Consider the following 13,777-nt stretch of genomic DNA (forward strand, 5'->3'; position numbering starts at 1 on the left):
CGGTGGCAGCGGCGGCCTTGATCAGGATCAATGCCCGCCCTGCCCGCGCTGCCTAGTCTGCGACTGCGGCATGCGCCGACGCCGGTGTCGACGGGGGATCGGCGGCCAGGCGGCTGGCAGGCGCGGCGACGTGTGGCGCCGCTGCCTTGGCGCATGCCGCATCTCCCTTTCGCGATGGAACCACCGTCATGCCCTCAGCCGACGATCCGCTGCTCGACCCGCTCGATCCCGACGCGCCGCGCCCGCTGGTGCAGCGGTTGGGGGTGATCCTGTGGCCGAGCTTCCTGGTCGCCGGCGCCATGAGCGTGCTGTTCTTCGCCCTGGTCGATCCGCTGGCGCTGCGCGACATCACCTTTCCCGGCCGTCAGTTGAGCCGCGAACTGGGCTACACGGTGGGCTTCTTCATGTTCTGGCTGGCGACGCTGGCCTCGAGCCTGCTGACCGGCTTCCTGTTGCGTCCGGCGCCGCATGGCGACGACGCGCCGCTGTCCTGAGCGGACTGCAGATGCCGCGTCCCATTCCCCTGCACATGGTCACTGCGCCCGTCACTGCCACCGGTCCTGCGCCGCCAAAACGCTATACGCAGGTGCGCCGCATCGCGCTTTGGCTGCTGTTTGCCGGTTTCTACGTACTGCCGTGGCTGCGCTGGCACGGTCGCCAGGCGCTGCTGCTGGACCTGCCGGCGCGGCGCTTCGATCTGTTCGGCTGGACCCTGTGGCCGCACGATGTCGGCTGGCTGCTGCTGGCGCTGGGAACTGCCGCGGCGGCCCTGGCGGTGCTCACCACCGTCGCCGGGCGCCTGTGGTGCGGCGTCGCTTGTCCGCAGACGGTGTGGAGCCATGCATTCGCCTGGATCGAGGGCCGCTTCGCCGACTGGCCCGCCGCGGCGCGCCATGTGGTGTGGGCGAGCGTGGCGCTGTGGACCGGGGTCAGCTTCGTCGGCTATTTCGTGCCGGTCGCCGACCTGGTCGCACGCCTGCATCCATTCGCCTGGAGCGGCTGGGAGACGTTCTGGGTGCTGTTCTACGCGCTGGCCACCTGGGGCAATGCCGGCTTCCTGCGTAGCCAGGTCTGCCGCTACCTATGCCCGTACGCGCGCCTGCAGCCGCTGCTGAGCGACCGCGACACGCCGCTGATCGGCTACGACGCGATGCGCGGCGAACAGCGTGGCGCCCGCGCCTGCGGCCATGGCAGCATCGCCCAGCGCGGGCGGCGCCTGCTCGATCCCGTCACCGCCCGCGACTATGCCTGGCGCGCCAGCATCGCCCAGCTCGCCGGCCAAGGCGGCAGCCGCGGCGAGGCACTGGCTGCGTATGCCGGCACCCTGCCCAAGTTCAGCGCCGAGCAGCTCGGCGACTGCGTGGCCTGCGACGCCTGCGTGCAGGCCTGCCCGGCCGGCATCGACCCGCGCAACGGTGCGCACTACGCCTGCACCGCCTGCGGTGCCTGCATCGACGCCTGCGATCGCAGCATGGACCGCCATGGGTTCGCCCGTGGCCTGCTGCGCCGGGCCGGCGCCAATGCCATCGACCGCCAGCCGCGGCGCTGGTGGCGGCGGCCGCGGCTGCTGGGCGGCGTCGCCGCGCTGTCGATCGCGCTGATCGCGTGGTGGTGGCTGGCGGCGTAAGCCGATCCAGGCCGGCGCCAGCCGTTCCTGCAACATCGAACGGGCATCGGCGCCCCTGGGCCATGCGAACCCACGCGTGCAAAACAGGAAGCGCTCAGGTGGCGAAGCGCAACCGCGCTACGCTTGAAGCCGCGATCGCCCCTCGCCCGCGTATGCGGACGCGATGGGCGCGACGCATGTCCCGCGAAGCGGGACGTCCCCTCCGCCGGATCCGCCAGGAGCGACCATGGGACACGCCAGGAATGGGCGCAGGCTGTTGACCTGCATCTGCCTCACCATCGGTCTCTCGACCATCGCTCATTCGGCGAGCGCGGCGCCAGCGACCCACTATGTCGATCTCGCCACGCCGTTCGAACAGGCCGCGCTCGAGACGGCGGGACAACCGGACGATGCACGGAACGCGGCGGTCCGGTCGCGTATCGATGCGATGCTGCCCGGGCTCTATCCAGAAGGTGCCGGCACAGACAAGCGGATCGACGCCGCTTTGCATCAGCTTTCCGCCGATCACGAGGACTACGACCGCGCCATCGCCGATTTCCCGGCCGCCCTGAGCGGCGCGATCGTGCGATTCGAGCGTGTATTTCCCGGCTTCGCGTCACCGCTGCCGATCTACCTCTATCACTCGCTTGGGCAGCGCGATGGCGGTTCGGACTACCTGCAACCGGGCCATCGGCACGTGATGCTCTTCGGCGCCGACCTGATCGCGAAGTACCACGCCGACGATTCGCTCGAACCGTTCCTGATCCACGAGCTCTTCCATCTGCAACACGCCCGCTACTTCGCCGATTGCGACCAGCTCTGGTGCACGCTGTGGCAGGAAGCATTGGCCGTCGACGCGACCGCCACACTGGTGCCGCAGGCGACGGATCATCAATTGCTGCTCGACATCCCCGCACCCATTCGCGCAGCGACCGATCGCCGCTGGTCGGTGGCCCTGTGCTTCATCGCTGCACATTTCGACGACGCCGACAGCGCGGCGACCTCCAGCGCCCTGCAGATGGGCGGTCATCCCCCGGATGGGCTGCCGGATCGTTTCGGCTACTACCTGGGTCTGCGGCTTGCGCAGGCGACGGGCCTGGACGTCGCCCGACTTTCGCGCCTGGACAACAAGGCCGCGCGCCCGATCGCCCGGGCTGCGCTCGCGAAACTGATGACGGACGCAGCGGTCACCTGCGCAGCGCCTTCGGCCGGCTCCGCGACGAAGCGCCAGCAGACAAACGGTGCGCCAGGCGATGGACGCTGAGGCGCCGATGTCCTTGCACGCAACCGCGCACCGGTCTGCGCGACCTCGGCCAGGTTCGCGGTCGTCGCCACCACGATGCTCGCGCGAAGCCGCGTCCAGCCTCCTCCAACCGCACGCCATCATTCGCGGCCGGCCTCAATCGGCGCGCAATACCGTCCAGATGGCGATCTGCCTCGGCGCAAGCAGCAGGTCGTCCAACGCGGCGTGCCACTCCCGCCGGTACGACCGATGCAGTTGCACGTTGAGGACATCTTCGCGGTCGGTCCAGGTTTCGTGCAGCTGGAAGACATTCGGTCGCTCGGGATCGACGTGCAGCACCGCACGCACGAAGGTCTGCTCGTGACGCATCGCGTCGAGCACCGGGTCGAGCAGCCTGCGAAAGCGGTCGACCTGATCCAGCTTGACGTGGAAGGTGATGACGTACGTTTCAGGAGGTGTCCTCGCACTCATGCCAGCGTCTCCGCTATCTGCACTTCGGCAATACGATCGGCGCCGTCGCGTTCGCCCTCGCCCGCAGCTCATGCGCAGCACCTCATCCGCCGCACGATATCGCCGGCAAGCCGCGCCGCATGCGTCACCATCACGCCGTGCGCCACGCCTTCGTAGACGATCAGTTCGGCGCCCGGGATGATCGCGGCATAGACACGGCCACTGGCATCGAGCGGCGCGGACACGTCGCGATCGCCATGCAGGAGGGTGACCGGCAACGTGAGCGCGGCGGCCTCCGCCGAGAGATCGCTCAGCGCGATGGTGCGCTGGAACGCGACCACGGCGCGGCGCGAGCAGTCCAGCACCATGGCGGCCATCCACGCGTTGACGCGGTCCGATGCCCCTGGCGCGAAGGGCGCGATATTGGCGTCGATCCAGCCCGACAGGTCGAAGGCGAGCTGCGCGCACAATGCATCCACCATCGCCGGGGTGATCCCGCTGTTGCCGACGACCCGCGGACCGGTCGCCCCAACAAGGATCAATCGCGCGATCCGTCTACGACCGTGGCGCGCGAGATAGCGGATCGCCTCGCCGCCCGCCCCCGAGTGCGCCACCAGCGTGACGCCCTCCAGGTCGAGCGTCTCCAGCACGGCGGCCAGGTCGTCGGCGAGCGCGTCGTAGCCGTAGTCGGCACGGTCGGTCGATCTTCCGTGGCCATTGCGGTCGTACGCGATGGTGCGCAGGCCGGCGGCGTTGAGATGGAGCATGGTATCGCCCCAGAGCCGGCCGTCCATCGCCCAGCCCGCCAGCAAAACCACAGGCGGGCCCTCGCCCCAGTCGCGCACGAACAGCGCATGACCATCGCCACGCGGGATGAAGGCCGGCGTCATGCGCTGTCCTTGCCGAGAAAGCCGATGACTTCGGCGATGCGCCCGTCCGCTGCGAGTCGGGCGATATCGGTGCCGGCGGCGATCGGCGCGCCTTGTTCGGGCGACAGCGTCCAGGAGAAGCGCACGAAGGCGCCATGCGCATCGGGCGCGCCGCGCAGCGCGAATCGGTGGCCGGGAACCTGTGCGCGGGCGGCCGCGATCATCGCGGCGATGCCGTCATGGCCTGCGCCGGTCATCATCGGGTCGGCGTAGCAGGCATCGGGGGTCCAGCCATCGGACAAGCGCCGGTCGCGCGAGGCCGCATCCGCATCATTCCATAGCGCAAGATAGGCACGTGCCAGCGTGTCCGGGTCGTTCATCGCCATCTCCTCGTCGTTGATGGGCCGAGCATGCCGATACCGATCCGACGATGCGATTACCTCACAGGTAATGGCCCCACCGCCGCAGGTCGCTAGGATGAGGACATGACCACACACGCGATCACCGTGGGCGACGTGCTGCGCGACTGGCGGGCCAGGCGCCGGCTCAGCCAACTCGATCTGGCCTGCGCGGCAGAGGTGTCCACGCGCCATCTGAGCTTCGTCGAGAGCGGGCGGGCGGCGCCCAGCCGCGATCTGCTGCTGCGACTGGCCGAACCGCTGGCGATGCCGCTCAGGGAACAGAACCGGCTGCTGCACGCCGCGGGCTATGCGCCCGTGCATGGCGAGCGCGCCCTCGACGCGCCCGACATGGCGGCCGCGCTGGCGGCCGTCGACGCGGTGCTGCGCGCTCACGCTCCGTTTCCTGCACTTGCGGTCGACCGTCACTGGAACCTGGTGCGCGCCAACGACGCAGCGGCCGCGATGCTGGTCGGCATCGATCCGGCGCTGCGGGCGGCGCCCCTCAACGTGTTGCGCGCGACCCTGCATCCCGATGGCCTGGCGCCGCGCATCGCCAACCTCGCCGAATGGCGGCACCATCTGCTGGCCCGGCTTCGCCTCGAGATCGACCGATCCGCCGATCCCGCACTCGAAAGGCTGCATGCCGAACTCAACGGCTTCCCCTGCCCGGCCAGCGATCGCCCGCACGGCGCTGCCGCGCGGATCGCGGTGCCGCTTTCGATCCGCAGCGGAGCCAGCGGGAGCATCCTGTCGTTTCTCTCCACCACCACCGTCTTCGGTACCGCAACGGACGTGACCCTGGCGGAGCTGACGCTGGAATGCTTCTACCCCGCCGACGATGCGACCAGACAGGCGCTCCTCGCCGGCTCGCTTGCGTGAGCGGACGCCGGGCGTGTTCGTGATGCCGAGGACGTCGTGGCGCAAGGCCGGGGCCGGCGTTCTTCGGAAAAGACGAATTGCGGAAACGAAAAAAGGAGCCGCAGCTCCTTTTTCGGGGTTTCACCTGCCTCGCAAGAGGCAGGTGACGCAATCTGGAGCGGGAAACGAGACTCGAACTCGCGACCTCAACCTTGGCAAGGTTGCGCTCTACCAACTGAGCTATTCCCGCTTGGGAGCCGCGCATTCTACACGCCTCCCGGGAGGTGCGCTAGCCCTTCGTTGCAAAAAAATGTCCGCCGCCGGCTGGCGGCGTGCCAGGCCGCGATCCGGCCTTTCCCGTTCGCGGTTCGGCGGCGTTGGGGTCGGATCGGTAGCGGCCGCGTGCACGCCGGGTCGGGCGGCCACCGCCGGCGCGACACGCAACCGCGGCCGTCCGATCCTGAACGCAGCGAACGTCGACCATGGCGAGATTCGGTCGGGCATGGCCGCCTCGCTGAATCGGAACGCATTCTCGGCGGCAACGCGTCCCCTGATGGCAGCGCACCGGCAACCGGCCACGCAACCGAGGCGCTACTTCAGCGGATTCTCCGGCTCCCTGCCCTGCAGCGCCTTGTCCTGTCGGCAGGTCTTCAAGGGCTGCGCCGTGGCCGCCACGATCGTGGTGACTTCCTGGGTGTCGTCACGCGCGCGCACCTTGAGGCAGGCGCAGCCATAACCGGCACTGCCTGTGCCGGTCGCCACCCAGCGCGCCGGCGGAAACGTCGGCCACGTGCCCTCGGCCTGGTGCCCGCCCTGCTGGCCGACCGTCCATTCGCCGTCCTTGTCCACGAGCGTGGCATTGCCTGGCGTGGGATTGTCGAACCAGCCGCAGCGGGTGACGGTCTGCGCAGGCGGCGCCGCCTGTGCAACAGCGACCAGGCTCAGCGCGGCGACCAAGGCCGCGCCGATGACGCGCATGCACTGCAGGACGGGGCGCGTTGGGGGCATGAGGTCAGGCGCGAATGGCGAGGCCGGCATCATCGCAAAAACGACCTGTGCCGGCATGCCGGAACGCCGCAGCGCGTCAGCGCCCGTTCCCCTGCTCCTGGTAGTCCGTCAGGTAGTGCTCCGGATTGCTCTGCGCCGACAGATCGGCGTCGTAACGCACCGAGGTCGGCTTCGGCGTGTCCGGCACGTACAGCTCGCCCGCGGCCTCGCTGACGATCAGCAGCACGTAGGGGCGGCCGTCGAGCTGCACGGTGTAGCGCGTGTCCCTGTCGGTGCTGCGCGTGCTGGCGAGCAGGATCCTGCCGTCGATGGCGCTGTCCGCGTCGATGACCTGGATCAGCGCCTGCTGGCGCTCGCGCGGGCCATAGCGCAGCGTCGACACCTTCACGCCGTCGGCCGAGGCGTAGGCCTTGACCTGCTTGGCCACCTCCGGCCGCGCTGGCTCGGCGGATGCGCTGGTGGTGGCGCCGGCCAGCGGCAGCGCGCACAGCAGGAGGGCGAAGGTGTGGTGACGCAAACGGGACAGCAGGTGCATTGGCCGGGTCCTTGGTGGGAAACTAGATGGAGTGACCGGGCCGATCGCCTCGGCCCGTGCTGGAATAGACGAAGCAGACCGCCGCTTCCCCCATGGCAGCGGATCGAGGAGTAGCACAGTGACAGGACGCACCCTGCTTTGCCGCCATGGCGGTTCCCTGGCAGCACCGCCGCCTCCGCGACGTGACGCGTATGCGCAGCGCCTGCGCTGCCGCGCGCGTGCGCGGCGCGCCTGCATCGAGCGATGCCATGGCGAATGAACTGGACCGCTGGTTCGCCCAGCACATCCTCGCCCACGAGTCGGCACTCATCGCCTACCTGATGCGCTGCTGGCCGCATCCGCAGGAGATCCACGATCTGCGCCAGGAGGTCTACACGCGCGTCTACGAAGCGGCGCGGCGCGCCTTGCCGGACACCCCGCAGGCGTTCCTGTTCGCCACCGCGCGCAACCTGATGGCCGACCGGGTGCGGCGCAGCCGTATCGTCTCCATCGAGGCGGTGGGGAATCCGGACGACCTGAACGTCCTGGTGGACGAACGCTCGCCGGAACGCTGGCTCGGCGGCCGCCAGGTGCTGGCACGGCTGGCCCATGCCCTGGACCGGCTGCCGGACCGCTGCCGCGAGGTGATCTGGCTGCGGCGGGTGGAGGAACTTTCGCAGAAGGAGGTGGCGGTGCGCCTAGGAATCAGCGAGAAGACCGTCGAGAAACACATGGCCAAGGGCGTGCGCCTGCTCGCCGATCATTTCCATGGCGCGGTGGTGACCGCCGCGCCGATGCCCGTCGTGCTGCAGGAACCGCAAGATGGAAAGCTGGGCGATTGAAGCGCTGGCCGCGCAGTGGCTGACACGGCGCGAAAGCGGCACCTGGCGCGAGGCGGACCAGGCCGAACTCGACGCATGGCTGGAGGCGTCCACCGCGCACCGGGTCGCGTTTCTGCGCCTGGACGTGGCCTGGAACGAAGCCGCGCGCCTGCGCGCGCTGGGCGCCGGCATTCCCGCGGGGCATCCGGCGCCGCGCGGCCTGAGCACGGGCCTGACGGTGACGCCGGGGCCGTCGCTCCCGCCACCGACCACAAAGCGCGCGGGCGCTATGCGACAGCGTGCCGCCTCCCGTCGCCGCGGATGGCTGCTGGCCGCGCTCGGGGCCGCGGCCAGCGTCGCGGTCGCCGCCGGGCTGTATCTTCGCCTGGCGCCCGGGATGCCGATGGCCCAGGCCTACCGCACCGACATCGGCGAACTGCGCACCGTCACCCTCGCCGATGGCTCACAGGCGACGCTGAGCAGCGACAGCCTGCTCGAGGCCAGCATCGGGCCGCAGGCGCGCCGGGTGGTGCTGCAGCGAGGCGAGGCGTTCTTCGCGGTCCGCAAGGATCCGACGCGACCGTTCGTGGTGCAGAGCGGCGTGCGTCGCGTGGTCGCGGTCGGTACCCGCTTCGACGTGCGCCAGGACCACGATGCGCTGCGCGTGGTGGTGACCGAAGGCATGGTGCGCATGGAGGAGACCGACGCCATGGACCGCACGCAGGCCGTGCTGCTGCCGGCCGGCAGCATCGCCACGGCAGACACGCAGGGCGCGCGCGTGCAGCGCAGCAGCATCGCCGAGGCGGAGCGACAACTGGACTGGCGCCAGGGCTACCTCAGTTTCGAGGACGTGGCGTTGCCGCAGGCGGTGGCCGAGATCAACCGCTTCAACCGGCGGCCGCTGGTGCTGGCCGATCCGGCGCTGCAGGCGCTGCGGATCAGCGGCAGCGTCCGCTGGAACGACCTGGAGGGCTTCGCGCGGCTGCTGGAACGCGAGTATCCGGTCCGCATGGAAGCGCATGCGGAAGCGGTGATCCTGCACCGCCGTTAGCCGCCGCAGCCGCGCCGTGCTGCGCCGCGCCGCCCGCCTCGTTCCGTCGCACCACCAGGAGATGGAGATGTCGCATCGCGCGATCCAGCGGAGACTGACGTGGGGCGCGCTGCTCGCCACGGCAGCCGCCGCGGCGATCGCGCAGCCAGGCGGCTTCGACATCCCGGCCGGGCCGTTGGCGCCGGCACTGAACGCGCTGGCGCGGCAGGCGGGCCTGCAACTGCTGTATCGGCCCGACCTGGTCCGCGACCTGTCCACCCGCGGCGTGCACGACATCGCCGATCCGCTGCAGGCACTGGACGCGCTGCTGCAGGGCACCGGCCTGCAGGCCCGGCGCGAGGGCAGCGATCTGGTGCTGCGGCGCATGGCCGCGGTCGCCGCACCGGCGCCTGTGCCACCCGCTGCCGCGGCGACGGCGCAACTCGCCACGCTGCAGGTGACCGGCTCGCGCCTCCCGCGCGCGCAACTGGAGGGGCCGGCGCCGGTGACGGCGATCGACGCCGGGCAGATCCGCGCCAACGGCTTCCAGCGCCTGCCGGATGTGCTGCGCGCGCTGACCCAGAACGGCGGCGAGACCCAGAGCCAGCAATCGGCCAGCGGCGCCGACTACACGCCGGGCGCCGAACAGGTAAGCCTGCGCGGGCTGGGTCCGAACCACACCCTGGTGCTGATCAACGGCCGCCGCGTGGCCGACTTCCCATTGCCGTTCAACGGGCGCAGCAACTTCGTCGACGTGGCGAGCATCCCGCTGGCCATGGTCGAGCGCATCGAGGTGCTGAGCGGCAGCGCCTCGGCGATCTACGGCTCCGACGCGATCGCCGGGGTGATCAACATCCTGCTCAAGCGCGACGCCGACGGCACCACCGTGGACGCCCGCGTCGGCCAGAGCAGCCGCGGCGACGCACGCACGCTGCAGGCCAGTCTCACCCACGGTTTCTCTGGAGAGACGCTGTCCGGCCTGGTCAGCGTCGAGGCGAATCTGCAACAGCCGCTATGGGCATATCAGCGTGCCCGCCAGGATTCCAGCAGCGACGCCCCCACCGCGCGCGCGGCGGCACCGCGGCGCGCGTTCCTGCGCACCGATGCCAACGACGTGTATCTCGATCCGGGCGCGGCGACCTGTGCGCGGCTGGCCTCGCTCAACGATCACGACACCGGCTATAGCGCGCGCGACGGCGAAGGCGGCGGCGGCCTGCCCGGCTACTACTGCGGGAGCCGTCGCGCCATCGGCTACGGCACCGTGCTGCACCGCCGGCGCAGTCTCGATGCCTATGCCACGCTGCACCGCGCGCTGGGCACGCGTGCCGAGTGGTTCGCTGACGTGCAGGTGGGCCTGCAGGACATCGCGCTGATGCGCGGCGTCCAGACCTGGGCCTACATGCGCCCGGACGGCAACGAGGAAGGCTATTTCTACAACCGCCGCACCGCCCAGGTGGAGTACTGGAGCCGGCAGTTCGCCCCGGAGGAAATGGGCGGGCTGGACGTGGGCATGGTCCACAACCGGCAGCAGCGGCTCAGCGTGGCCACCGGCGTCGAGGGCGCGCTCGGCAGCGGCGATTGGGCCTACGAGGCGGTGCTGAGCCACTCCCAGGCGCGCCTGCGCACCACCTGGCCGCAGCTCGTCGCCGCGCGTGCCAATGCCCTGTTCCTCGGCGAGCAGGTCGGCGTGGACCCGGGTTCGGGCTATCCGATGTTCGACGCCGACCCCGCACGGCTGTACACCGCGCTGACGCCGGCCGAGTACGCCGCGATCGCCGCACGCACCACCTACCGACCGCAAACCCGGGTCGACGCGGCCACGCTGACCCTGCGCCAACCGGCACTGTTCGGCCTGCGCGGCGGCGGTGCCGGCCTCGCCCTCACCGCCGAGGTCGGCACGCAGGCCTACGCCCTGCACCCCGACCCGCTGGCGACCCAGTCCTACTACTACAGCTGGCGCGACGCCGACGGCGCCGGCCAGCGTCGGCGCGGGGCGCTGGCCGCGGAACTGCGCCTGCCGCTGCTGGAGCCGCTGACCGTGGACAGCGCGGTGCGCTACGACCGCTATGCCTATTCCGGCCGCCAGATCGGCCGTTTGACCTGGAGCAATGGCCTGGAGTGGCGACCGAGCGACCGCCTGCTGCTGCGCGCCTCGCAGGGTCTGGCGTTCCGCGCACCCGACCTGCACTACCTCTACGCCGGCGAGGGCATCGACGAAAGCGTGGGCACGGACTATGTGCGTTGCGCCCGCGAAGACGCCACCGTGGCCGCGGCCGATTGCCGCTTCGACAGCGAACCGCTGCTGCGCCGGCGCCGCGGCAACCTGGACCTGAAGCCGGAGACCAGCCGTTCGTGGACGGCCGGGCTGGTGTGGTCGCCGCGGCAGGGGCTGGACCTGAGCCTGGATTACTTCGCCATCGATCTGCGCGACCAGGTGCAGGATCTGTTCGCCGACCGCGCGCTGCGCGACGAAGCCGACTGCCGCCTGGGCCGCCGCCCGCTCGCCTCGCCCGCCTGCCAGCAGAGCATCGCCCGCGTGGTCCGCAGCGCCGACGGCCGGCTCTACGCCGTCGCGCTGGCACCGATGAACCTGGCGCGCACCACCACCAGCGGCGTCGATGCGCTGCTGCACGGGCAACGCGAGACGCGCGTCGGGACGTTCGACGTGTCGCTGGCCTACACCTGGGTCCGCCAGTACCGCACCCAGCTCTACGCCGGCGAGCCGATGCAGGACGCGTTCGCGGCGAACAGCGGAGTCGACATGTCGCGCACCAAGGCCAACGCCAGCCTGCGCTGGTCGCGCCAGGCCTGGTCGGCGACCCTGCATGCGCAACGGCTGGGGCGCCTGCCCAGTTGGGAATCGGCCTTCGGCCGCTACGATGCCGGCAGCGGGCGATCGGCCTGGATCGGCGCCAGCTACCGCGTCAACGCCACCGTGGAATGCCGGCTCGACGCGCGCAGCACGCTCTCGCTGGCCGCGACCAACCTGCTGGATGCGATGCCACCGCGCGATCGCAGCGCCACGGTGTACCCGTTCTACGACATGTCCTGGTTCGACACCGTCGGCCGCCAGCTGTTCGTGCAGTACACCCGGCGCTTCGGGGCGGCGGCGCCCTAGTCGCGCGAGGCGGCACGGTAGGGAAAGCCGCGACTGGCTCGTCTATCTACCGCAACGTCCCCCGCGGGAGACGCTGCCGCGCGCTGCTGCCGGCTCCCGCACCGTCCTGTCCCGGAGCATCCGCTGCATGCAGACCCTGATCCAACGCGGCATGGCCGCCCTCCACCAGGACGACCTCGAGGGCCTGTACACGCTGTGGTCCGGCACCACCGTGCTCAACCATCTGCAGGCGGCCGACCTCGATCTGCTGATGCAGCGCTGCGATGCGCGGATCCAGGCCACCCCGGGCGAGGCGGCGCCGTGGCGGCTGAAGTGCCTGGTCTACCTGGACCGCAGCGAACACTTCGGCAGCGACCGCGCGCAGGCCTTGCGCACCGTCGCCGCCTGGGCCGAGCGCGCGATCGGCCTGGCCCCGCACGACGCCGAGGCGCACCGCCTGCTGGGCAGCGCGCACTACTGGCTGGACGAACCCGCCGCCGCGATCGACGCCTACCGCACGGCGCATGCGCTGCAGCCACAGGTGGATCTGCAGGTTCGTCTGTTCGAGATGGAAGCGCTGCCTACCGGGCAATCGCCTCAGCTGCTGCAGTTGGAGTTCCGCGACCGTCATGCCTGCCACTACTACGGCGCCGGCGTGTCCATCGGCAAATGGAAGCACGCGGGGATGGATCCGGCCGACGCGGGCTACGTCGACGCTGTGCAGTTCGCACTCTACGAGCACGGCACCACGCTGTTCCGGCAGGCGTTGGAGTTGGGCGATGCGGCGACCTGCAACACCGACACCCACAGCTTCGCGATGTGCTGCAACAACCTCGGCCTGCTGTACCTGGACCGCGGGCTGTACGCGCAGGCGCAGGCCATCCTCGAGGAAGGCCTGCGCCACAGCCAGTTCCAGTTCCTGTACCAGAACCTGCGCACGGCCTATCGCTACCAGGGCATGCACGCCGAGGCGGCGGAGCTGGCGCTGACCCTGATGCTGGACTACGATCTGGACACCCCGCTGTTCCTGGATTGCGCGCAGGCGGCGTGCAGCCATCTCAACCGCGTCGGCCGCCATGCCGACGTGCTGGAAATCGCCGATGCGGCGCAGGAGGCGTTCGAGGCGCTGCCCGACGACGCCCAGGCCGATCCGGACCTGCTGCGCCTGTACGCGCTGGTGCAGGCGCACCACCGCCTGACCGCGGCGCGGGCGCTGGGCCGGCTGCAGCCGCAGCAGGTCGACACCGACCTGTCGCAGGCGGCCGCGCAGGCGAATCCGCACGACCTGGACACGCTGTTCGTGCATGCCAGCGCGCTCGGCGAGGCGCGCGCGTACCCGGCCGCGGTCGACGCCTACGGCGCCTTGATCGCCCAGGCCACGCAGCAGCAGGACGCCCAGGCAGGCAAGCGCGCGCGGCACGGGCGCGGTTACCTGCTGCTGTACTATCTGCCGGACGCCAAGGCCGCATTGCAGGACTTCCTCGCCGTGCAGCGCGACGGCATGGACGACTTCTACACGCACTACTACCAGGCCAACTGCCATTACGTGCTCAAGGACTATCGCAGCGCATTGCCGGCCTGCGACGCGGCGCGCGCCCTGCTCGACGACAACCTGTTGCAGGCCGACCCCGGTTCGGCGGCGCAGCTGTACATGATGGAAGCCAATTGCCACATGAACCTCGGCGCCTATCCCGCGTCGGTCGCCGCCTTCGAGCGCTCGCTGGCGCTGCACGAGCGCGCGGACGTGCGCGAGAGCTAAGAGCTGGCCCGGCAACTGGCGGCCAAGCCGAAGAAGCGCCTGTTCGGGCTGTTCTCGTGATCGCCGGCGCATGAGCCACGCTTCGCACACTGCCCGCGCGAAGGTGCAGTGGCCACGCTGC

13 protein-coding genes and 1 tRNA gene are annotated in these 13,777 nt (G+C 70.5%); 8 read left to right on the plus strand and 6 right to left on the minus strand.

What is annotated here, in order from left to right; translation table 11 throughout:
• Positions 1 to 188: 188 nt before the first annotated feature.
• From AC1G9L_RS13020 to AC1G9L_RS13030, 3 genes are all read left to right on the plus strand, one after another.
• A complete protein-coding gene (locus AC1G9L_RS13020; RefSeq protein ID WP_019800681.1) occupies positions 189 to 494 on the plus strand; it encodes a hypothetical protein in 306 nt (101 codons plus the stop codon).
• A gap of 11 nt (positions 495 to 505) precedes the next feature.
• Positions 506 to 1,627, plus strand: coding sequence for a 4Fe-4S dicluster domain-containing protein (locus AC1G9L_RS13025; RefSeq protein ID WP_481069264.1), 1,122 nt, complete (start codon positions 506 to 508; stop codon positions 1,625 to 1,627).
• Positions 1,628 to 1,853: 226 nt separating this feature from the next.
• Positions 1,854 to 2,870 (plus strand): DUF2268 domain-containing putative Zn-dependent protease, encoded by a 1,017-nt coding sequence (locus AC1G9L_RS13030; protein WP_481069265.1) that lies wholly within the window; start codon positions 1,854 to 1,856, stop codon positions 2,868 to 2,870.
• A gap of 135 nt (positions 2,871 to 3,005) precedes the next feature.
• On the opposite strand, the gene AC1G9L_RS13035 is transcribed toward AC1G9L_RS13030, so the two are convergent.
• From AC1G9L_RS13035 to AC1G9L_RS13045, 3 genes are all read right to left on the minus strand, one after another.
• On the minus strand, positions 3,006 to 3,320 hold the full coding sequence (locus AC1G9L_RS13035) for an antibiotic biosynthesis monooxygenase (RefSeq protein ID WP_019800399.1): 315 nt from the start codon (positions 3,318 to 3,320) through the stop codon (positions 3,006 to 3,008).
• Between the two features lie 68 nt (positions 3,321 to 3,388).
• Positions 3,389 to 4,189, minus strand: a complete 801-nt coding sequence (locus AC1G9L_RS13040; RefSeq protein ID WP_019800398.1) for an alpha/beta fold hydrolase — start codon at positions 4,187 to 4,189, stop codon at positions 3,389 to 3,391.
• Complete coding sequence (locus AC1G9L_RS13045; protein WP_481069266.1) at positions 4,186 to 4,548, minus strand: nuclear transport factor 2 family protein; 363 nt, start codon at positions 4,546 to 4,548, stop codon at positions 4,186 to 4,188. Before AC1G9L_RS13045 ends, AC1G9L_RS13040 begins: the two co-directional genes overlap by 4 nt.
• 105 nt (positions 4,549 to 4,653) lie before the next feature.
• Here AC1G9L_RS13045 and AC1G9L_RS13050 point away from each other — a divergent pair, with 105 nt between their 5' ends.
• Positions 4,654 to 5,448 (plus strand): MmyB family transcriptional regulator, encoded by a 795-nt coding sequence (locus tag AC1G9L_RS13050; RefSeq protein WP_019800396.1) that lies wholly within the window; start codon positions 4,654 to 4,656, stop codon positions 5,446 to 5,448.
• A 153-nt stretch (positions 5,449 to 5,601) separates the two neighbouring features.
• On the opposite strand, the gene AC1G9L_RS13055 is transcribed toward AC1G9L_RS13050, so the two are convergent.
• The 3 genes from AC1G9L_RS13055 to AC1G9L_RS13065 form a co-directional block, all read right to left on the minus strand.
• A tRNA-Gly gene (locus AC1G9L_RS13055) sits at positions 5,602 to 5,677 on the minus strand.
• Between the two features lie 341 nt (positions 5,678 to 6,018).
• Complete coding sequence (locus tag AC1G9L_RS13060) at positions 6,019 to 6,492, minus strand: DUF4087 domain-containing protein (protein ID WP_481069267.1); 474 nt, start codon at positions 6,490 to 6,492, stop codon at positions 6,019 to 6,021.
• Between the two features lie 19 nt (positions 6,493 to 6,511).
• The gene (locus AC1G9L_RS13065) at positions 6,512 to 6,970 is read right to left on the minus strand and encodes a hypothetical protein (protein ID WP_019800394.1); all 459 of its coding nucleotides are present in this window, start codon (positions 6,968 to 6,970) and stop codon (positions 6,512 to 6,514) included.
• Positions 6,971 to 7,218: 248 nt separating this feature from the next.
• Between AC1G9L_RS13065 and AC1G9L_RS13070 the strand changes: the two genes are divergently transcribed.
• From AC1G9L_RS13070 to AC1G9L_RS13085, 4 genes are all read left to right on the plus strand, one after another.
• Positions 7,219 to 7,791 carry an RNA polymerase sigma factor gene (locus AC1G9L_RS13070; RefSeq protein WP_481069268.1) on the plus strand — a complete coding sequence of 191 codons (573 nt, stop codon included), beginning with the start codon at positions 7,219 to 7,221 and terminating at the stop codon, positions 7,789 to 7,791.
• Positions 7,772 to 8,821: a FecR family protein gene (locus tag AC1G9L_RS13075; RefSeq protein ID WP_481069269.1), complete on the plus strand. Its 1,050-nt coding sequence runs from the start codon at positions 7,772 to 7,774 to the stop codon at positions 8,819 to 8,821. Before AC1G9L_RS13070 ends, AC1G9L_RS13075 begins: the two co-directional genes overlap by 20 nt.
• Before the next feature lie 67 nt (positions 8,822 to 8,888).
• Positions 8,889 to 11,918: a TonB-dependent receptor domain-containing protein gene (locus tag AC1G9L_RS13080; protein WP_481069270.1), complete on the plus strand. Its 3,030-nt coding sequence runs from the start codon at positions 8,889 to 8,891 to the stop codon at positions 11,916 to 11,918.
• A gap of 127 nt (positions 11,919 to 12,045) precedes the next feature.
• Positions 12,046 to 13,656: a hypothetical protein gene (locus AC1G9L_RS13085; RefSeq protein ID WP_019800334.1), complete on the plus strand. Its 1,611-nt coding sequence runs from the start codon at positions 12,046 to 12,048 to the stop codon at positions 13,654 to 13,656.
• Positions 13,657 to 13,777: the final 121 nt, after the last annotated feature.

Source organism: Xanthomonas sp. NCPPB 1132, from assembly GCF_056629235.1.